At 63.9% G+C, this 20,424-nt stretch carries 19 protein-coding genes; 1 reads left to right on the forward strand and 18 read right to left on the reverse strand.

All coding sequences use genetic code 11. The features are described from left to right. Nucleotides 1–47 precede the first annotated feature (47 nt). From rpsQ to rpsL, 15 genes are all read right to left on the reverse strand, one after another. A complete protein-coding gene (rpsQ, locus tag ACQR2C_RS05000; RefSeq protein WP_015667612.1) occupies nt 48–296 on the reverse strand; it encodes a 30S ribosomal protein S17 in 249 nt (82 codons plus the stop codon). Between the two features lie 10 nt (nt 297–306). Continuing rightward, nucleotides 307–513, reverse strand: coding sequence for a 50S ribosomal protein L29 (rpmC, locus tag ACQR2C_RS05005; RefSeq protein WP_006611846.1), 207 nt, complete (start codon nt 511–513; stop codon nt 307–309). 5 nt (nt 514–518) lie between these two features. Next, complete coding sequence (rplP, locus tag ACQR2C_RS05010; protein ID WP_008963467.1) at nt 519–932, reverse strand: 50S ribosomal protein L16; 414 nt, start codon at nt 930–932, stop codon at nt 519–521. A gap of 40 nt (nt 933–972) precedes the next feature. Beyond that, nucleotides 973–1,683, reverse strand: a complete 711-nt coding sequence (gene rpsC, locus ACQR2C_RS05015; RefSeq protein WP_012045041.1) for a 30S ribosomal protein S3 — start codon at nt 1,681–1,683, stop codon at nt 973–975. Nucleotides 1,684–1,704: 21 nt separating this feature from the next. Next, complete coding sequence (rplV, locus tag ACQR2C_RS05020) at nt 1,705–2,085, reverse strand: 50S ribosomal protein L22 (protein WP_006611843.1); 381 nt, start codon at nt 2,083–2,085, stop codon at nt 1,705–1,707. Nucleotides 2,086–2,095: 10 nt separating this feature from the next. Further along, nucleotides 2,096–2,374: a 30S ribosomal protein S19 gene (rpsS, locus tag ACQR2C_RS05025; RefSeq protein ID WP_006611842.1), complete on the reverse strand. Its 279-nt coding sequence runs from the start codon at nt 2,372–2,374 to the stop codon at nt 2,096–2,098. 12 nt (nt 2,375–2,386) lie between these two features. After that, a complete protein-coding gene (gene rplB / locus ACQR2C_RS05030) occupies nt 2,387–3,220 on the reverse strand; it encodes a 50S ribosomal protein L2 (protein ID WP_006611841.1) in 834 nt (277 codons plus the stop codon). Nucleotides 3,221–3,232: 12 nt separating this feature from the next. Then, nucleotides 3,233–3,532, reverse strand: coding sequence for a 50S ribosomal protein L23 (locus ACQR2C_RS05035; protein ID WP_172108066.1), 300 nt, complete (start codon nt 3,530–3,532; stop codon nt 3,233–3,235). Continuing rightward, complete coding sequence (rplD, locus tag ACQR2C_RS05040) at nt 3,529–4,149, reverse strand: 50S ribosomal protein L4 (protein ID WP_006611839.1); 621 nt, start codon at nt 4,147–4,149, stop codon at nt 3,529–3,531. The genes ACQR2C_RS05035 and rplD overlap by 4 nt, the downstream gene beginning before the upstream one ends. Beyond that, entirely contained in the window at nt 4,150–4,869 is a 720-nt protein-coding gene (gene rplC, locus ACQR2C_RS05045; RefSeq protein ID WP_006611838.1) for a 50S ribosomal protein L3, read from the reverse strand. Between the two features lie 57 nt (nt 4,870–4,926). Then, nucleotides 4,927–5,235 (reverse strand): 30S ribosomal protein S10, encoded by a 309-nt coding sequence (gene rpsJ / locus ACQR2C_RS05050; protein WP_002712302.1) that lies wholly within the window; start codon nt 5,233–5,235, stop codon nt 4,927–4,929. A gap of 90 nt (nt 5,236–5,325) precedes the next feature. Then, a complete protein-coding gene (tuf, locus tag ACQR2C_RS05055; protein WP_006611837.1) occupies nt 5,326–6,516 on the reverse strand; it encodes an elongation factor Tu in 1,191 nt (396 codons plus the stop codon). A gap of 39 nt (nt 6,517–6,555) precedes the next feature. Continuing rightward, the gene (gene fusA, locus ACQR2C_RS05060; protein WP_316177107.1) at nt 6,556–8,628 is read right to left on the reverse strand and encodes an elongation factor G; all 2,073 of its coding nucleotides are present in this window, start codon (nt 8,626–8,628) and stop codon (nt 6,556–6,558) included. A gap of 33 nt (nt 8,629–8,661) precedes the next feature. Then, complete coding sequence (rpsG, locus tag ACQR2C_RS05065; RefSeq protein ID WP_006611835.1) at nt 8,662–9,132, reverse strand: 30S ribosomal protein S7; 471 nt, start codon at nt 9,130–9,132, stop codon at nt 8,662–8,664. Nucleotides 9,133–9,162: 30 nt separating this feature from the next. Next, nucleotides 9,163–9,534, reverse strand: a complete 372-nt coding sequence (gene rpsL / locus ACQR2C_RS05070) for a 30S ribosomal protein S12 (protein ID WP_006611834.1) — start codon at nt 9,532–9,534, stop codon at nt 9,163–9,165. Between the two features lie 649 nt (nt 9,535–10,183). Here rpsL and ACQR2C_RS05075 point away from each other — a divergent pair. Beyond that, complete coding sequence (locus tag ACQR2C_RS05075; RefSeq protein ID WP_434880611.1) at nt 10,184–11,416, forward strand: FAD-dependent oxidoreductase; 1,233 nt, start codon at nt 10,184–10,186, stop codon at nt 11,414–11,416. Here ACQR2C_RS05075 and ACQR2C_RS05080 read toward each other — a convergent pair. The 3 genes from ACQR2C_RS05080 to rpoC all read right to left on the reverse strand — a co-directional run bounded on the left by ACQR2C_RS05080 (nt 11,344) and on the right by rpoC (nt 20,356). Then, the gene (locus tag ACQR2C_RS05080) at nt 11,344–13,668 is read right to left on the reverse strand and encodes an ABC transporter ATP-binding protein (RefSeq protein WP_434880612.1); all 2,325 of its coding nucleotides are present in this window, start codon (nt 13,666–13,668) and stop codon (nt 11,344–11,346) included. The two genes, ACQR2C_RS05075 and ACQR2C_RS05080, sit on opposite strands and share 73 nt — an antisense overlap. Before the next feature lie 86 nt (nt 13,669–13,754). Further along, complete coding sequence (locus ACQR2C_RS05085) at nt 13,755–15,818, reverse strand: FAD-dependent oxidoreductase (RefSeq protein ID WP_315800975.1); 2,064 nt, start codon at nt 15,816–15,818, stop codon at nt 13,755–13,757. 338 nt (nt 15,819–16,156) lie between these two features. Next, nucleotides 16,157–20,356, reverse strand: coding sequence for a DNA-directed RNA polymerase subunit beta' (gene rpoC, locus ACQR2C_RS05090; protein ID WP_315800976.1), 4,200 nt, complete (start codon nt 20,354–20,356; stop codon nt 16,157–16,159). Nucleotides 20,357–20,424: the final 68 nt, after the last annotated feature.

The following is a 20,424-nucleotide window of genomic DNA, read 5'->3' on the forward strand; positions in this document are numbered from 1 at the left end:
ATCCCGAAAGCGAAACCGGCCCCTTTGACAGGGCCGCGTCTCGCGCCTCAGGCGGTTTTCTTGTGCTCGCCCCGGATCACGGTCCAGCGCTTGAGCTTCGAGATCGGCTTGCTCTCCTCGATCCACACCATGTCGCCCGGCTTGAACTCGTTGTTCTCGTCGTGCGCGTGGTAGTTCTTCGAGCGGCGGATGGTCTTCTTGTAGATCGGGTGGGTGAAGCGCCGGTCGACGCGCACAACGATCGTCTTGGCCTGCTTGTCGCTGACGACGACGCCCTGAAGGGTCCGTTTCGGCATGTCGAGCCTCTTACTTCGTCTTGGCGCGCTGCTGCGCGGCGATGGTCTTGATACGGGCGATGTCGCGGCGCGCCTCACGCAGCCGCGCGGTATTCTCCAGCTGCCCGGTGGCACGCTGGAAGCGCAGGTTGAAGCGCTCCTTCTTCAGATTGACGATCGCATCGTCCATCTGATCGGGGCTCATCGCGCGAATGTCGGCAATCTTCATCTCGGCCATGACCATTACTCCGCAATGCGTTCGACGAAGCGCGTCTTGATCGGCAGCTTGGCGGCCGCCAGCAGCAGCGCCTCGCGCGCGATCTGGTTGCTCACGCCGTCGATCTCGAACATCACCCGGCCCGGCTTGACGCGGGCCACCCACAATTCCGGCGAGCCCTTGCCGGAGCCCATGCGGACCTCGGCCGGCTTCTTCGACACCGGAAGATCCGGGAACACGCGAATCCAGACGCGGCCGGCGCGCTTCATGTGACGGGTCAAGGCACGACGAGCGGCCTCGATCTGGCGCGCGGTGACGCGATCCGGCTCCATCGCCTTCAGCCCGAACTGGCCGAAGGCCAGCGTCGCGCCCGAGGACGCAACGCCGTGGATACGGCCCTTATGCGCCTTTCGGAACTTGGTCTTCTTTGGTTGCATCATGGCTTTGAGCCCTCAAACCTGTCTTGTCGCGGCTGATCGATCAGGCCGCGTCGCGGCGCGACCGGGGCTGCGAGCTCTCGCCGCCGCCTTCGTTCATCCGCTTGTCCTGTGCCATCGGATCGTGCTCGAGGATCTCGCCCTTGAAGATCCAGACCTTCACGCCGCAGGTGCCGAAGGTGGTGAACGCGGTGGCCACACCGTAGTCGATGTCGGCGCGCAGCGTGTGCAGCGGCACCCGGCCCTCACGATACCACTCCATGCGGGCGATTTCCGCGCCGCCCAGACGACCCGAGCAGTTGATGCGGATGCCCTCGGCGCCGAGACGCATCGCCGACTGCACGGCGCGCTTCATGGCGCGGCGGAACGCAACGCGACGCTCGAGCTGCTGCGCGATCGATTCGGCGACCAGCGTGGCATCGAGCTCCGGCTTGCGGATCTCGACGATGTTGATGACGACGTCCGACGAGGTAATGTCGGCGACGCGCTTGCGCAGCTTGTCGATGTCGGCGCCCTTCTTGCCGATCACGACGCCCGGACGTGCCGAGTGGATCGTGACGCGGCACTTCTTGTGCGGACGCTCGATCACGATGCGGGCGACGGCCGCCTGCTTGAGCTCCTTGTGCAGGATCTCGCGGATCTTGACGTCTTCATGCAGCAGCTTGCCGTACTCGGCCTTGCCGGCGAACCAGCGCGAATCCCAGGTCCGGTTGATGCCGAGACGCAGACCGATCGGATTGATCTTTTGACCCATCGTATTCTCCCAGCGCCTGCTTTAAGCGCTCGCCTCGACCTGACGCACAATGATCGTCAGCTGCGAAAACGGTTTGAAAACTCGGCCCGAACGGCCACGGCCGCGCGGCGAGAAACGCTTCATCACGATTCCCTTGCCGACGAAAGCCTGCGAGACGACGAGATCGTCGACCTCGAGCTCGTGATTGTTCTCGGCATTGGCGATTGCCGATTCCAGGCACTTCTTGACGTCGACCGCAATCCGCTTGCGCGAGAACTGCAGGTCGGCGAGGGCGGCCGACGCCTTGCGGCCGCGGATCATCTGCGCCACCAGGTTCAGCTTCTGCGGGCTCACCCGAAGCATCCGGGCCACAGCCTTGGCCTCGTTGTCGGGGAGGCTCCGTTCGCGCTTTGGTTTGCTCATCGCTTAATCCTCAAGCCTTCTTGGCTTTCTTATCGCCCGAATGGCCGTGGAAGGTGCGGGTCGGCGAGAACTCGCCGAACTTGTGGCCGACCATCTCTTCGTTGATCGCCACCGGCACGTGCTTCTGGCCGTTGTAGACGCCGAACGTCAGGCCGACGAACTGCGGCAGGATGGTCGAGCGGCGGCTCCAGATCTTGATGACGTCGTGACGGCCGGACGCGCGCGCCGCATCTGCCTTCTTGAGCAGCGACGCCTCGACGAACGGGCCTTTCCAGACTGAACGAACCATGTCCGTCGTTCCTTACTTCTTCCGCTTGTGGCGGCTCAAGAGAATGAATTTATCGGTCGACTTGTTGGTGCGGGTCTTCTTGCCCTTGGTAGGCTTGCCCCACGGAGTGACCGGGTGACGACCGCCCGAGGTACGGCCTTCGCCGCCGCCGTGCGGATGGTCGATCGGGTTCATCGCGACACCGCGGTTGTGAGGCCTGCGGCCCATCCAACGCTTGCGGCCGGCCTTGCCGATCGAGGTGTTCATGTGGTCCGGGTTCGACACCGCACCGATGGTGCCGCGGCAGCGGCCATGCACCAGACGCTGCTCGCCCGAGTTCAGGCGGACAATCACGTAGTCCTGGTCGCGGCCGACGATCTGGGCGTAGGTGCCGGCCGAACGCGCGAGCTGGCCGCCCTTCCCGATCTTGACTTCGATGTTGTGCACGATCGTGCCGACCGGCATGTTGCCCAGCGGCATGACGTTGCCCGGCTTCACGTCGACATAGTTGCCGGCGACGATGGTGTCGCCGACCGCCAGGCGCTGCGGCGCCAGGATGTAGGCGAGCTCGCCATCCTGATACTTGACCAGGGCGATGAAGGCGGTCCGGTTCGGATCATACTCCAGGCGCTCGACGGTCGCGGGAACGTCGACCTTGTCGCGCTTGAAGTCGACCGTGCGGTACGACTGCTTGTGGCCGCCGCCGAGGAAGCGAACCGTGATGCGGCCGGTGTTGTTGCGACCGCCGCTCGACTGCTTGCCTTCGGTCAGCGCCTTGACCGGCTTGCCCTTGTACAGGGCCGAACGATCGACCATCACCAGCTGGCGCTGGCCGGGCGTCGTGGGATTGAATGTCTTCAGTGCCATGGCAGCTCAGCCTTACAGTCCGGTGGTCACGTCGATACGGTGGCCCTCTTCGAGGGTCACGATCGCGCGCTTGCTGTCCGATTGCGAACCGAAATTGCCGCGGAACACCTTGGTCTTGCCCTTGCGGACGAGCGTGTTGACGCTCTTGACCTTGACGTCGAACAGCTTCTCGATCGCTTCCTTGATCTGCGGCTTGGTCGCCTTTGCGGCCACCTTGAACAGAACCTTGTTGTGCTCCGAGGCGAACGTCGCCTTCTCGGTCACGACCGGCGCGATGATGATGTCGTAGTGGCGCGGATCGATGGTCTTCATTTGAAGCGCGCCTCCAGCGCATCGATCGCCGCCTTGGTCAGCACGAGCTTCTGACGGCGCAGGATGTCGTAGACGTTGATGCCCTGGATCGGCAGCACGTCCAGGTTCGGGATGTTGCGGGCCGCAGCAGCGAAGCCGTTATGCAGCTCGGCGCCGTCGATGATCAGCGCGTTGGTCAGACCGAGACCGGAGAAATGACCGATCAACGCCTTGGTCTTCGCCGCCTCGAGGGTGGCGTTCTCCAAGACGACCAGATCACCGTCCTTGGCCTTGGCCGACAGCGCATGCTTCAGCGCCAGCGCACGGACCTTCTTCGGCAGGTCGGTCGCATGCGAGCGCACGACCGGACCGAAGGCGCGACCGCCGCCACGGAACTGCGGCACGCGGGCCGAGCCGTGACGAGCACCGCCGGTGCCCTTCTGCTTGTACATCTTCTTGCCGGTGCGCCAGATCTCGGCGCGGCCCTTGGCCTTGTGCGTGCCGGCCTGGCGCTTGTTCAGCTGCCACTGGACGCAACGCTGGATGATGTCAGCGCGCGGTTCCAGACCGAAGATGGCGTCGGACAGCTGGACGGAGCCGGCTTCCTTGCCCTCGAGCGTGGTGACTTTCAGTTCCATTTATGCGCCCTCCTGCACGGCCGGCGCTTCGGCAGCCTGCTCACCCGCGACCTTGAACTTGCCGGGCTTCGGCGCTTCCTTCGGCAGCGGCTTCTTGACGGCGTCGCGCACCGAGATCCAGCCACCCTTGGAGCCGGGCACCGCGCCTTCCACCAGGATCAGTCCGCGCTCGACATCCGTCTGCACCACACGCAGGTTCAGCGTGGTGATGCGGTCGACACCCATGTGACCGGGCATCTTCTTGTTCTTCCAGGTCTTGCCGGGGTCCTGACGGCCACCGGTCGAACCGATCGAACGGTGCGAGATCGACACACCGTGCGTGGCGCGCAGACCGCCGAAATTCCAGCGCTTCATGCCGCCGGCGAAGCCCTTACCGACCGAGGTGCCGGTAACGTCGACGAACTGGCCGACGACGAAGTGGTCGGCCTGGATCTCGGCGCCGACCGGGATCAGCGAATCCTCGCTGACACGGAATTCGGCAAGCTTGCGCTTCGGCTCGACCTTGGCGACCGCGAACTGGCCGCGCTCCGCCTTCGGCATGTAGACCGTCTTGCGGCTGCCGCTGCCGAGCTGCAGCGCGACATAGCCGTTCTTCTCGGTGGTGCGGTGACCGACCACCTGGCAATTGCCGAGCTTCAGCACGGTCACGGGGATATGTTCGCCGGTCTCCGTGAAGACCCGCGTCATCCCGACCTTTTGTGCGATCACTCCGGAGCGCATCGGCGTGCTTCCTGTTCTTCTCTATGTCCGCGATGGGGCGAACGTGAATCCAAAAACTTAGAGCTTGATCTCGACGTCGACGCCGGCGGCCAGGTCGAGCTTCATGAGAGCATCGACGGTCTGCGGGGTCGGATCGACGATGTCGAGCAGGCGCTTGTGGGTACGCATCTCGAACTGCTCGCGGCTCTTCTTGTCGACGTGCGGCGAACGGTTCACGGTGAACTTCTCGATGCGAGTCGGCAGCGGAATGGGTCCGCGAACCTGCGCGCCGGTCCGTTTCGCCGTGTTGACGATCTCGCGCGTCGACGTATCGAGGATACGATGGTCAAACGCCTTGAGACGGATGCGGATATTTTGGCCGTTCATTGCCGTATCTTTCTTTGAGTAGTGAGTGGCGAGTAGCGAACGGCGAATGGATATCTCCATTCGCCACCCGCCATTCCCTATTCGCTGTTGTTACTCGATGATCGAGGCGACGACGCCGGCGCCGACGGTGCGGCCGCCCTCGCGGATGGCGAAGCGCAGCTTCTCCTCCATCGCGATCGGCACGATCAGGTGCACTTCCATCGCGATGTTGTCGCCCGGCATCACCATCTCGGTGCCTTCCGGCAGGTGAACGACGCCGGTCACGTCGGTCGTGCGGAAGTAGAACTGCGGACGATAGTTGGTGAAGAACGGCGTGTGACGGCCGCCCTCTTCCTTGGTGAGGATGTACGCCTCAGCCTTGAACTTGGTGTGCGGCTTGACCGAACCCGGCTTGCACAGCACCTGGCCGCGCTCGACGTCCTCGCGCTTGGTGCCGCGGAGCAGCGCACCGATGTTGTCGCCCGCCTGGCCCTGATCGAGCAGCTTGCGGAACATTTCAACGCCGGTGACGGTGGTCTTCTGCGTCGGACGGATGCCGACGATCTCGATTTCCTCACCGACCTTGATGATGCCGCGCTCGACACGGCCGGTCACGACGGTGCCGCGGCCCGAGATCGAGAACACGTCTTCGACCGGCATCAGGAAGGGCTGATCGATCGGACGCTCCGGCTGCGGAATGTACTCGTCGACATTGCGCATCAGCTCGAGGATGGCGTCGTGGCCGAGCTTCTTGTCCGAATCTTCCAGAGCGGCGAGCGCCGAGCCCTTGATGATCGGGATCTTGTCGCCCGGGAACTCGTACTTCGAGAGCAGCTCGCGGACCTCGAGCTCGACGAGCTCGAGCAGCTCCGGATCGTCAACCATGTCGCACTTGTTGAGGAACACGACCAGCGCCGGCACGCCGACCTGGCGGGCGAGCAGGATGTGCTCGCGGGTCTGCGGCATCGGGCCGTCAGCGGCCGACACGACCAGGATCGCGCCGTCCATCTGCGCGGCGCCGGTGATCATGTTCTTCACGTAGTCGGCGTGGCCGGGGCAGTCGACGTGCGCGTAGTGGCGGTTCTTGGTCTCGTACTCGACGTGAGCGGTCGAGATGGTGATGCCGCGAGCCTTCTCTTCCGGCGCCTTGTCGATCTGGTCGTAGGCAGTGAACGTCGCACCGCCCGTCTCGGCCAGGATCTTGGTGATTGCAGCCGTCAGCGAGGTCTTGCCGTGGTCGACGTGACCGATGGTGCCGATGTTGCAGTGGGGCTTGTTACGTTCAAACTTAGCTTTGGCCATTTGACTCTCCGTTCAGTCGCTAACTTGAGCTAACGACAATCAGGCAAACTTCTTCTGGACTTCGGCCGACACGTTGGCCGGCGCTTCAGCGTAGTGCGAGAACTGCATCGTGAAGGTCGCGCGGCCCTGGCTCATGGAGCGCAGGTTGTTCACGTAACCGAACATGTTCATGAGCGGCACCATCGCGTTGATGACGTTGGCATTGCCGCGCATGTCCTGGCCCTGGATCTGGCCACGACGCGAGTTCAGGTCGCCGATGACCGAGCCGGTGTAGTCTTCCGGGGTCACCACCTCGACCTTCATGATCGGCTCGAGCAGAACCGACTTGCCCTTCTGCAGCGCCTCGCGGAAAGCCGCGCGAGAGGCGATTTCGAAGGCCAGCGCCGACGAGTCGACGTCGTGATACTTGCCGTCGACCAGCGCCACCTTGACGTCGACCACCGGGAAGCCGGCGACCACGCCCGCGCCGAGCACGCTCTCGATGCCCTTCTCGACGCCCGGGATGTATTCCTTCGGAACCGCACCGCCGACGATCTTGGACTCGAACACGTAGCCGCCACCCGGCTCGTTCGGCTCGACCACGAGGCTCACGGCCGCGAACTGGCCGGTGCCGCCGGTCTGCTTCTTGTGGGTGTAGTCCACATTGGCCGGCTTGGTGATGCGCTCACGGAACGCCACCTGCGGCGCGCCGATGTTCGCATCGACCTTGTAGGTACGCTTCAGAATGTCGACCTTGATGTCGAGATGGAGCTCGCCCATGCCCTTGAGGATGGTCTGGCCCGACTCGTGATCGGTCGAGACGCGGAAGGACGGATCTTCCGCGGCCAGCTTCGCCAAGGCGACGCCGAGCTTCTCCTGGTCGGCCTTCGACTTCGGCTCGATCGCGATCTCGATGACCGGCTCCGGGAATTCCATCTTTTCCAGGATCACCTGGTTGGACGGATCGCACAGCGTGTCACCGGTGCGGGCTTCCTTGAGGCCTGCGAGGGCGACGATGTCGCCGGCATAGGCTTCCTTGATGTCCTCGCGGTTGTTCGCATGCATCAGCAGCATGCGGCCGATGCGCTCCTTCTTCTCGCGGGTCGAGTTCACGACGCCGGTACCCGAGGTCAGGATGCCCGAATAGATGCGGCAGAAGGTGATGGTGCCGACGAACGGGTCGTCCATGATCTTGAACGCGAGCAGCGCCAGCGGCTCCTTGTCGTCCGCCTTGCGCACGACCTCGTTGCCCTTGTCGTCGGTGCCCTTGATCGCGGGCACGTCGAGCGGCGACGGCAGATAGTCGACGACGGCGTCGAGCAGGGGCTGCACGCCCTTGTTCTTGAAGGCCGAGCCGCACAGCACCGGATAGAACGCACCGGTCAGCACGGCCTTGCGGATCAGGCGCTTCAGGGTCGCCTCGTCCGGCTCCTTGCCGTCCAGGAACGCGGTGAGCGCGTCGTCATCGAGCTCGACGGCGGCTTCCACCAGCTTCTCGCGATATTCCTTGGCCTGATCGGCCAGATCAGCCGGGATCTCGGCGTAGTCGAACTTCGCGCCGAGCGCCTCGTCGTTCCAGACGATCGCCTTCATGGTCACGAGGTCGATGCAGCCCTTGAAGTTGTTCTCAGCACCGATCGGCAGCTGGATCGCAACCGGCTTCGCGCCCAGGCGGTCGACGATGTCGGCCAAGCACTTGAAGAAGTCGGCGCCGGTCTTGTCCATCTTGTTGGCGAAGACGATGCGCGGCACCTTGTACTTGTCGCCCTGGCGCCAGACGGTCTCGGTCTGCGGCTCGACGCCCTGGTTGGAGTCGAGCACGCACACGGCGCCGTCGAGCACGCGAAGCGAACGCTCGACCTCGATGGTGAAGTCGACGTGGCCAGGGGTGTCGATGATGTTCAGGCGCTTGCCGTTCCAGAACGCGGTGGTGGCAGCCGAGGTGATCGTGATGCCACGCTCCTGCTCCTGCTCCATCCAGTCCATCGTCGCGGCACCTTCGTGCACTTCGCCGATCTTGTGGCTCTTGCCGGTGTAATAGAGGATGCGCTCGGTCGTCGTGGTCTTACCGGCGTCGATATGCGCCATGATACCGAAGTTACGGTAGTCCTCGATGGCATGTTGGCGGGGCATGAAGGTGTTCCCTGATTTCCGTTCGGGCCGCTGTTACCAGCGGTAGTGCGAGAAGGCGCGGTTGGCTTCCGCCATCCGGTGCACGTCTTCACGCTTCTTCACGGCGTTACCCCGATTGTTCGAGGCATCGAGCAGCTCCGCCGAAAGCCGCTCAGTCATCGTCTTCTCGTTGCGGTCGCGCGCGGCCGAGATCAGCCAGCGGATGCCCAGCGCCTGCCGGCGGGTCGAACGAACCTCGACCGGCACCTGGTAGGTCGCGCCGCCGACGCGGCGGGAGCGGACCTCGATGGTCGGCATGACGTTTTCGAGGGCCTGCTCGAACACCGTCAGCGGGCTCTGCTTGGTCTTGGCCTCGATGATGCCGAACGCGCCGTAGACGATACCTTCGGCGACCGACTTCTTGCCGGCGTACATCACCGAGTTCATGAACTTGGTGACGATGATGTTCCCGAACTTCGGATCCGGAAGCACTTCACGCTTTTCGGCTGAATGGCGACGCGACATGTGATCTTGTTCCCGCTTCTCTCGAACGTCTTACTTCGGACGCTTCGCGCCGTACTTCGAACGGCGCTGCTTACGGTTCTTGACGCCCTGGGTATCCAGCACGCCGCGGAGGATGTGATAGCGCACGCCCGGCAAGTCCTTGACGCGGCCGCCGCGGATCATGACCACCGAGTGCTCCTGCAGGTTATGGCCTTCACCCGGGATGTAGCCGATCACCTCGAAGCCGTTGGTCAGGCGCACCTTGGCGACCTTACGAAGCGCCGAGTTCGGCTTCTTCGGGGTCGTGGTGTAGACGCGCGTGCAAACGCCACGCTTCTGCGGCGACTGCTGCAGCGCCGGCACCTTCTTGCGCGACTTCTGCACTTCGCGCGGATTTGCGATCAGCTGGTTGATCGTCGGCATCTTGGCCTTCACCCTTCTCAACGTTCGCACGGAGACCGCGACCGGCTTCCGCAAATTCTGTTCGAGGTTCCCCGCCTCACCGGGCCGTTTCGCGCGATCAAAACCCGCGCAAAACGAAATCGCGCCAACCGTTCATCGCTGAACGGAAAGCGCTTGACGCCACAGAGGACCGCGATCACCACCAAACAGCTTGCGCTGGCGGGCGGCCTACCGAGGTCATGCATCCGAAATTGGTCTCCAGAGAACGAGCTCGAGAGATCTAATATCGTTTTGGCATTGCCTAGCTATGATCGACAGCGTTTGAGCGGCATTCGTCGAGGGTGGTGCCCGTCCCGCCCTGTTCCGGGTGGTCTGGGTGATCCGTACCGACGCTGGCGAAGCTCACCGCCTGTCGTTGAGTGCCGGCCTTTTATAAGCGGTAAATATCCAAGTCAAGCAAAACGACGCCGCAGGACGCGCAAAGAAGCGCTTCTGGCCGCTGCAGTTTCCGCTCCGACCGCGCCCCTACATCCTAAGGTATCTGTAGACCGCAGAGCCCTGCCCGCGCCGGCCCAGCCCCTCTCCAACCCAGGGACATATCCAGAGACATTGAAGATAAGGCTTTTTTTGGCTTTGGCCGACAAGGATGGCGCCCACGACGAGGCGCCCCGTGACAGACTATATCGATATTGCGATCATTGGCGGCGGCTTGGCCGGCTCGATCACGGCCGCCATGCTCGGGCGTGCCGGCATCCCGGCGATTCTGGTCGATCCCCACGCGATCTCCCCGCCCGACTTTCGAATCGAGAAGATCTCCGGTGCCGGGCAGATCGGCCGATTCCGTCGCACCGGGATCGCCGACAAGGCGTTAACCCAAGCCACCCTGACCCCGGAGAACTGGATCGCCCGATTCGGCTACGTGCTCGAACGGGCTCCGGTCCCGCAATACGGCATCCTTTACGACACGCTGGTGACGGCCGTGCGCGACGAGATCCGCGGCCGCGTGACGCGAATCGTCGCCAAGGCCGTGGCGATCACGCCAGGCGAGGATCGCCAGTCGGTCGTGCTGTCCAACGGGCAGACGATCTCCGCCCGTCTCGTCGTGCTCGCCAACGGGCTGAACGTTGGGCTGCGGCACATGCTGGGAATCACCCGCAAGATCACCAGCCCCGCCCATTCGATCTCGATCGGGTTCGACCTGACGCCGGCCGGCCGCGCCGCCTTCCCGTTCCCGGCCATGACCTACTTCCAGGAGCGGGCCGACGCGCGGGTGCCCTACATCACCCTATTCCCGATCGGCGAGCGTATGCGGGCGAACCTGTTCGCCTATCGCGAGGTGGACGACCCCTGGCTGCGGGCGATCCGGCGCGCCCCGGTCGAAACGCTGATGGCCGCCCTGCCCGGCCTGCGGCGGATCACCGGCCCGTACGCCGTGAGGGGGGAAGTGAAGGTCCGCCCCGCCGACCTCACCATCAACACTGGATACCGCATGCCGGGCGTCGTGCTCGTCGGCGATGCCTTCTGCACCACCTGCCCCGTCACCGGCACCGGCTCCGACAAGGTGTTCACCGACGTCGAGCGCCTCTGCAACGTCCACATTCCGCGCTGGCTGGCGACTGACGGCATGGGCGAGGCCAAGATCGCGGCCTTCTATGCCGACCCGGTCAAGATCGCCTGCGATGCGTGGTCGCTCGACAAGGCCTGGAATTTCCGATCGGTCTCGATCGGGGCCAGCCCCTATTGGCAGGCACAACGCTGGGCGCGCTTTGCGGTCTCGCTCGGCCGCGGGATTCAGCAGCGGCTGACGAAGACCAATGCGCCGCTCAACGTCTATTCCTCATCATCGTCATCATCCTCCTCGTCGTCGTCATCCTCCTCATCATCGCTGTCGTCGTCGGCCTGATCGAGCCGGCTCGGCTGATGGCCCTGGTCGTCCCAGAGCTTGCGATAGGTCCCATTCTTCGCCAGGAGCTCGGCGTGGCTACCGCGCTCGATCGCCCGGCCGCCGGAGATGACGATGATCTCGTCCATCTCGACCACCGAGGTCAGGCGGTGGGTCGACCAGATCATGGTACGGCCCTTGGCGACCTTCAGCAGGGTGCGGTTGATCGCGGCTTCCGTGGTCTGGTCCAGCGCCGAGGTCGCCTCGTCGAGCAGCAGCACGGACGGGTTGCGGATGATGGCGCGGGCGATCGCGATGCGCTGGCGCTGGCCACCGGACAGCGTGTCGCCGCGCTCACCGACGATGGTGTCGTATTTCTGCGGCAGGCTCATGATGTAGCGGTGGATCTCGGCCTTCTTGGCCGCCTCCTCCACCTCCGCGTCGGTGGCGCCCTCCTTGCCGAGCCGGATGTTTTCCCGCAGCGACATGTTGAACAGCATGTTCTCCTGGAACACCACGGCCATGCTGCCGCGCAGCGAATCGCGCGTCACCTTGCGGATGTCGACGCCGTCGATGGTGACGCGGCCTTCATCGGGCACATAGAGCCGCAGGATCAGGTTGAGCAGCGTGCTCTTACCCGAGCCCGACGGACCGACGATCGCGATCCGCTTGCCGACGTCGAGCTTGAGGCTCAGATTGTCGAGCACCGGCGTCTGGCTACCCTCGTACTGGAAGGTCACGCGCTCGAAGGTGATGTCGTGGCTGATGCGGGGCAGATCCGGCGCGCCGGGCCGGTCGGCACCGCGGGTCGGCTCGTCCAACAACTCCTGCATGTGCCGGATCGCGGCCGCCGACGAGATCGACACCGGCACGAAGTGCATCACATGGGCGATGTTGTAGGACACCTCCCAGAATGCGCTTTCGAAGGTAACGAAGGTGCCGATCGTGATCTGGCCCTTGGTGGCGAGATAGGCGCCGAGAGCGAGCACGACGAGATGCAGCAGCAGCACCGAGATCGTGACGGTGCGCTCGACCATGGTCGACAGGAACATCGCATCGGCCATCTTGCGCCGCGCCGCGTCGTTGCGGAAGCTGAACCAGCCGAACACCTTGCGGTGCAGGCTGAAGGCCTTGATGACGGCTTGCGCCGCGATGTTCTCCTGGATCACGCCGAGCAGCGACGCTTCGTTCAGTTTCTGCTCGTAATTGGCCTGAACCGCCTTCGGCGTCAGGATGCGCGGGCCGATCAGGGTGATCGGAAACACCAGCAGCGCGATCGCAGCGAGCTGCCAGTTCAGGAACAGCATCAGAATGATGCCTGCAATCAACTCGAGGAACGGCAGCACGGCGCTGTTGGCGAAACTCTTCACGACGTTCTCGAACGCCGACATGTCGACCGAGAAGCGCGACAGGATCTCGCCGCGCTTGGTGCGCTGGAAATAGGCCGCCGGCAGGTTCTGCACGTGGTCGAACAGCCGGGTGCGGACATCCGAGATGACGCAGGCCGCCAGCCGCGCATCCCAGCGCTCGTAGAGCACGGCAATGATCGAGGTGACGATGCCCGCAACCGCCAGCACGCCGAGGATGCGGTAGAGCGCCTCGAAATCCTCTTCGCCAAGCGCATCGTCGATGAGGAACTTGAGGCTGAGCGGCATGATGACGTTGAACAGGGTCTCGATCAGAACGCCGATCGACACGAAGGCCAGCATCTTCTTGTATTTGGCGAGCAGCGGCGAGACGAAGCCGTAGATGGTCGCGAGCGCGCCGGCGGCCTCCCGCGCGGTGTAGACGACGAGATCCTCGTCGTCATCGTCGTCGTCGAGATCGTCGTCCTCGTCCTCGCCGTCCTCGTCGCCATCATCGTCGGAAGGCGGCGGCGCAGGCTTGCTGGCTTGTGGCGGCTTTGAGGGCTGCGCCGGCTTTGAAGGCGGCGCCGGCTCTGGCGGCTGTGCCGGCTTGGTCGCCTCCGGCGGCGTGCCGGCCAGTAACGGCTCGGAGGGCTGCAGCGCTTCGGTGGTCGGCGGCAGGGCGGCGGCCGGTGCTTGAGTTGCCGGCGGCGATTCGGGTGTCGTTGGCGTCGCGGCGGTTCCGGAAAGCCGCTTTGCGATCTCGGCAGCGGCGCCGGCGGCAGCCGCAATTCGTTCGCCAGCGATCCGATCGTCTTCGGTCTGACCGGGCGCAGCCGAGGCCGAACCGGGTTTCGAGCCTCGCTTCGAGCCTGATTTGGAGGCCGGACCCGACCCTGACTTGGACTCTGGTTTCTTGGGCGCCATGCAACCAACCGAAGCAGCGTGGCCGACGACGCGCCAGCCTTGCGCGTCAGGCCTTTAACATCTGCACGGCGCCGCGGCCAGCGTCCTCAGTCTTCGTCCTCGACCTTGTCGAAGAACGAGTAACGCAGGCTGTCCGCGTCGGCGTACCATTGGCCCGGGCCTTTGTTGGCCGCGAGCGTCGCGGCCCACACCTCGTCGGTGCAGTCGCGGCGATGCATGGCAAGATCGAAGCCGTTGCCGAAGAACAGCTCCGACCACTCCCACCAGGTGCCGAGCTTCTTGACCCCGCGCAGCAGATCGTAGCGGTCGACGAGCGCCGGAGCCATGTCCGAGGTGATCGAGCCGAACACGAGGCCGGTCTTGACGACGCGGTTCAGTTCGCGAATCGCGCGCGCAACCTGCTTGTCACCGAGGTGGCAGAGGCTGGTCTCGAACACGAAATCGAACTCGCCGGTCTTGAACGGCATGTCCGTGATCGAGCCGAGCTTGTTGTACTTCTTGAGCGCCTTCGGCGTCTTGCCGTGGATGTAGCGGTTGTTTTCGATGCCCCAGGCATCGATGCCGCGCTCGCGGAGCGCTCCCACCAGTTCACCGCTCGCGGAGCCGGCGACCAGGAGCTTGTAGCCTTTGCCCTTGCCGGCCCGGTTCCAGACGATCTTGATCAGGCTGGTCAGATAGTCCGGATCGGTGAACTGCGACCACGCTTCGCTGTACGGCCCCTGCCCGCGATAATTGTCGAAATAGTCTCGGTCGATCTTGTCCGACAGCGGCATCTCGGCCTGCGAGCGGACGCGGCGCAGCCGCATCATTTCGGTCAGGATGATGTCGGTGGCGGCGTCCGAGGAATCGAGCAGTCCGTTCAAGGTCGAATCGAACAGGTAGTCACCGACCACGACGATGCCGGGGTGCTCCTTCGGCTCAGGCCGGTGATTGGTCATGACGTCGCGTACCGGCAGACCGCCAGGCAGCGCGTTGACGGACGACAGCCAGCGATGGATCTTGCCTTCCATGAAGTGCGCGCGCGCGTCGCCGAGCGCCGCCGGGAGCGACTTCAGCGCGGCATCGATCAGTTCCTGGTCCGACAGGTTGGCGAAGGCGAGCGCATCCGAGCCTGCGATCAGCCAGTTGAGCACGCCGTGCTTGCCGACATCGTGGCGCGAGCCCTCGTTGTAGATGCAGCAGCCGCCGAACGCCTCAGACATGAACCAGGAGCCCGGAATCTTCTCGCCCCAGAACGGCTCGTCGAACAGGATCGAGACGCGCAGGTAGTGCGCGGGACGATCGAAATAGGCGATGTGCTTGATCATCGACTGGCGCAGCTTCTCGCCCTCCCAGCCGACCGTCGACAGCCAGGAATGCGGCAGGCACACCAGCACTAGATCGAACTCGCGCGTCTCCGGCCCCTTGCCGTTCATCATGTTGAGCCGGTAGCGGCCCGCCTCCGTCTTGCCGATGCGGAGCACGCGATGATTGAGCTGGATGTCGGCATCGACCTCGGAGCGCAGGCACTCGATCAGTTGCTCGTTGCCGTTCTGAATCGAGTACAGGCCGATATAGTCGTCGATATCCATCACGAAGTTCTTGAGCGCATTGAGGCCGTTGGTGTTGTGGGCCTCGGTCGCGAGGTCGGAGCGCGACATCACCTTGAAGAAGCGCTTGGCGGTGGGATCCTCGACCTCCTCATCGAGCAGCTCCTCGCAGGTCTTGTAGGCCCAGGGGTGCTCGTTGTCGTGGGCGCCGACGCCCTCGTAATATTCGACCGGCGACATCACGTCGGTGCAGCGCTTGCGGAACGCCTCGACCGCGGCAGCCGTCTTCGGCCCGTATTTGCGGCGCAGCCCCGGCACGTCGTCGAGCAGCTCGCCGTCGAGCTGGACCTGCAGCGCATCCATCGGGATCGTCTGCAGCCCGAAATGCTGGATCAGCTCGCGCAGCGGATCAGGGCCGGTCATCGAGTAGTCGTAGATTTCTGCGACACCAGCCTCGTACATCGCCGGAGCGGTATCGAACTTGCGCGTCACGATCTTGCCGCCGAGCCGGTCGGATGCCTCGTAGATCGTCACCTTGCAGAGATCGCCGAGTTTGCGCCTCAGATACCAGGCGCTCATCAGGCCACCCGGACCGCCACCAACAATCGCAAGGTCAAGCATCGAAGTTCCGCCATCTCCGGCTGTCAGCGACGTTGCCGGTCGTCCATATCAGGGGTCCTGCCACCCTCGGGGCTCGATCGGCCATAGCCTACCCGGCCCGCAGAAGGTTTGCGCCGGAGCAAATCGGCGCATCGCCACGGGAGTCGACGGAAATCAGCTCAGCGGATCTGATGCTTCCAAAAGCGCCTCTGTCCCTGAAGGGAAGATGAACAACGGGGCAGCAGCGCGGCAACAGGAGAAGAAAATGTCAAAAAAAGGCCGGCAAACGCCGGCCTTTTCTACGCGTGATGAACGCACGGCAGACCCCGACACCGTCAGGGTCATGCCGCAACCGTCCGTTACTCTGCCGGCGGCAGCGCGAGCGGCTGAGGCTCGGGCTGCGCCGGCACGATCGCCGCCTGCTTCTCGCGCTCGTCGAGAATCAGCTTGTCGCGCTTCAAGGCGACCTCGCGGATGCGGGCCATCGAGGCGCCGGTGCCGGCCGGGATCAGACGGCCGACGATGACGTTCTCCTTGAGACCCTCGAGCGGATCGATCTTGCCGTTGACCGCCGCCTCGGTGAGGACGCGGGTGGTCTCCTGGAACGAGGCCGCCGAGAAGAACGACCGGGTCTGCAGGCTCGCCTTGGTGATGCCGAGCAGAACCGGAGTGCCCGTGGCCGGCTTCTTCGCCTCCTCCACGGCCTTCGCGTTGAGCAGGTCGAACTCGATCTTGTCGACCTGTTCGCCCGAGATCATGTCGGTATCGCCCTGGTCGGTGATCTCCACCTTCTGCAGCATCTGACGGACAATCACCTCGATGTGCTTGTCGTTGATGAGCACGCCCTGCAGCCGGTAGACCTCCTGGATCTCGTTGACCAGATAGGCCGCGAGCTCCTCGATGCCCTTGATCGCCAGGATGTCGTGCGGCGCCGGGTTGCCTTCGACGATGAAGTCGCCCTTCTCGACGATGTCGCCATCCTGCAGATGGATGTGCTTACCCTTCGGGATCAGGTACTCGCGCGGCTCCTCGGTCTTGTCGACCGGCTCGATCGAGATGCGACGCTTGTTCTTGTAGTCGCGACCGAACCGGATGGTGCCGGCGATCTCGGCGATGATCGCGGCATCCTTCGGCTTGCGCGCTTCGAACAGCTCCGCCACCCGCGGCAGACCGCCGGTGATGTCGCGCGTCTTGGCGCTTTCCGTCGAGATACGCGCCAGGATGTCGCCCGGCTTCACCGTCGAACCGACGTCGACCGACAGAATCGCGTCGACCGACAGCATGTAGCGGGCATCGCCGCCGCGGGCGAGCTTGAGCACCTTGCCGTCCTTGCCCTTGATCACGATCGCCGGACGCAGATCCGCGCCACCGCGCGTTCCACGCCAGTCGATGACCACGCGCTTGGCGATACCGGTGGATTCGTCGAGCGTTTCCGAGATCGACAGACCCTCGGTCAGATCCTCGAACCCGATCGTACCCTCGGCTTCTGTGAGGATCGGACGGGTATAAGGATCCCACTCGGCGATGCGCTGGCCGCGCTTGATCATGTCGCCGTCGTCGACATGCATGCGCGCGCCGTACTGGATGCGGTGCGTCGCACGCTCGGTGCCGTCGGGGTCGACGATCGTCACGACCATGTTGCGGACCATCGCGATCAGGTGACCCTCGCTGTTGCGGGCGATCGCCTTGTTCTTGATGACCACCTTGCCTTCGAAGTTCGATTCCACGAAGGACTGCTCGTTCAGCTGCGCCGCACCACCGATGTGGAAAGTGCGCATCGTCAGCTGGGTGCCGGGCTCACCGATCGACTGCGCGGCGATGACGCCGACGGCCTCACCGTGGTTGACCGGCGTACCGCGCGCCAGATCGCGGCCGTAGCACATCTTGCAGATGCCGTTGACCAGCTCGCAGGTCAGCGCCGAGCGGATCTTCACCTCCTGCACGCCAGCCTGCTGGATGGCGTCGATGTGGCTCTCCTCCATCAAGGTGCCGGCCTTGACCAGCACCGCGTTGGTCGCGGGATCACGCACGTCGTCACAGGGCACGCGGCCCAGGATGCGCGAGCCGAGCGAGGCCACGACCGTACCGGCGTCGACGATGGCGCGCATCTTGATGCCGAGATGGGTGCCGCAATCGTCCTGCGTGATGATGCAGTCCTGCGCGACGTCGACCAGACGACGGGTCAGGTAGCCCGAGTTCGCGGTCTTCAACGCGGTGTCCGCGAGGCCCTTGCGGGCGCCGTGGGTCGAGTTGAAGTACTCGAGAACCGAGAGACCTTCCTTAAAGTTCGAGATGATCGGCGTCTCGATGATCTCACCCGACGGCTTGGCCATCAGGCCGCGCATGCCGGCGAGCTGACGCATCTGGGCCGGCGAACCGCGGGCACCGGAATGCGACATCATGTAGATCGAGTTGATGTCGGCATCCGCGCCCGTCGCCGTCTTCTTGGTGACGGAGATCTCCTTCATCATCTCCTTGGCGATCTCTTCCGAGGCCTTCGACCAGGCGTCGACGACCTTGTTGTACTTCTCGCCATGGGTGATCAGGCCGTCATTGTACTGCTGCTCGAAATCCTTCGCCAGCGTACGGGTGGTATCGACGATCTTCCACTTGCCCGCCGGCACCACCATGTCGTCCTTGCCGAACGAGATGCCCGCCTTGAAGGCGTTGTAGAAGCCGAGCGCCATGATGCGGTCGCAGAAGATCACCGTCTCCTTCTGACCGCAGTGACGATAGACCTGATCGATCACGCCCGAGATCTCGCGCTTGGTCATCAGCTTGTTGATGACCTCGAAGGTCACGCGCGGATGCTTCGGCAGGAGGTTGCCGAGCATCACGCGGCCCGCCGTGGTCTCGATCCAGCGCTTGGCGATCTTGCCTTCCTCGTTCATCCCCTCCCAGCGGTACTTGATCTTGCTGTGGAGATGGATGGCCTTGGCATGCAGCGCATGCTCGAGCTCGGCCATGTTTCCGAACGCCATGCCCTGGCCGGGCATGCCTTCACGCATGATCGAGACGTAGTAGAGACCGAGCACGATGTCCTGCGACGGCACGATGATCGGCTGACCGTTCGCAGGATGCAGGATGTTGTTGGTCGACATCATCAGGACGCGCGCTTCCAGCTGCGCTTCGAGCGACAGCGGAACGTGCACGGCCATCTGGTCGCCGTCGAAGTCGGCGTTGAACGCCGAGCAGACCAGCGGATGCAGCTGGATCGCCTTGCCCTCGATCAGCACCGGCTCGAACGCCTGGATGCCGAGACGATGCAGGGTCGGGGCGCGGTTCAGCAGCACCGGATGCTCGCGGATGACCTCGTCCAGGATGTCCCAGACCTCGGGGCGCTCCTTCTCGACCAGCTTCTTGGCCTGCTTGACGGTCGTCGAGAGGCCCTTGGCGTCGAGCCGCGAGTAGATGAACGGCTTGAACAGCTCGAGCGCCATCTTCTTCGGCAGGCCGCACTGGTGCAGGCGCAGCTCGGGACCGACCACGATGACCGAGCGGCCGGAATAGTCGACGCGCTTGCCGAGCAGGTTCTGACGGAAGCGGCCCTGCTTGCCCTTCAGCATGTCGGCGAGCGACTTCAGCGGACGCTTGTTGGCGCCGGTGATGACGCGGCCGCGGCGGCCGTTGTCGAACAGCGCATCCACCGCCTCCTGAAGCATGCGCTTCTCGTTGCGGATGATGATGTCCGGCGCGCGCAGCTCCATCAGCCGCTTCAGGCGGTTGTTGCGGTTGATGACGCGACGGTAGAGGTCGTTGAGGTCCGAGGTCGCGAAGCGGCCGCCGTCGAGCGGCACCAGCGGCCGCAGATCCGGCGGGATCACCGGAACGACGGTCATGATCATCCATTCCGGCTTGTTGCCGGAGTGGCGGAACGCCTCGACGATCTTCAGGCGCTTGGCGAGCTTCTTGTGCTTGATGTCGGAGTCGGTCTCCTGCATCTCGGCCCGCAGCGTCTGCTCGAGCTTCTCAAGCTCGAGGCCGCGCAGCAGCTCACGGATGGCCTCGGCGCCGATCATGGCGGTGAAGCTGTCCTGGCCGTATTCGTCCTGGGCCTTGAGGTACTCGTCTTCCGACAGCAGCTGACGGTCCTTGAGCGCGGTCAGACCCGGCTCGAGGACGACGTAGTATTCGAAGTACAGGATCCGCTCGAGATCCTTCAGCGTCATGTCGAGCAGCAGGCCGATGCGCGACGGAAGCGACTTCAGGAACCAGATGTGCGCGACCGGAGCGGCGAGCTCGATATGGCCCATGCGCTCGCGCCGGACACGCGACAAGGTCACCTCGACCGAGCACTTCTCGCAGATGATGCCCTTGTACTTCATCCGCTTGTACTTGCCGCACAAGCACTCGTAGTCCTTGATCGGCCCGAAGATGCGGGCGCAGAACAGGCCGTCGCGCTCGGGCTTGAAGGTACGGTAGTTGATCGTTTCCGGCTTCTTGATCTCGCCGTAGGACCAGGACAGAATCTTCTCCGGAGACGCAATCGAGATCCGGATCTGGTCGAAGACCTGAGCCGGCGTCGTCGGATTGAAGAGATTCATAATTTCTTGGTTCATCGTATTCTCCTCGCGGGCCGATCGGGGGTCGGCCGCAAATTCGAAAATCTCTCAACGGGCGCCTTGTC

This window comes from Bradyrhizobium sp. HKCCYLRH3061 (assembly GCF_051168015.1).
Lineage (GTDB): Bacteria > Pseudomonadota > Alphaproteobacteria > Rhizobiales > Xanthobacteraceae > Bradyrhizobium.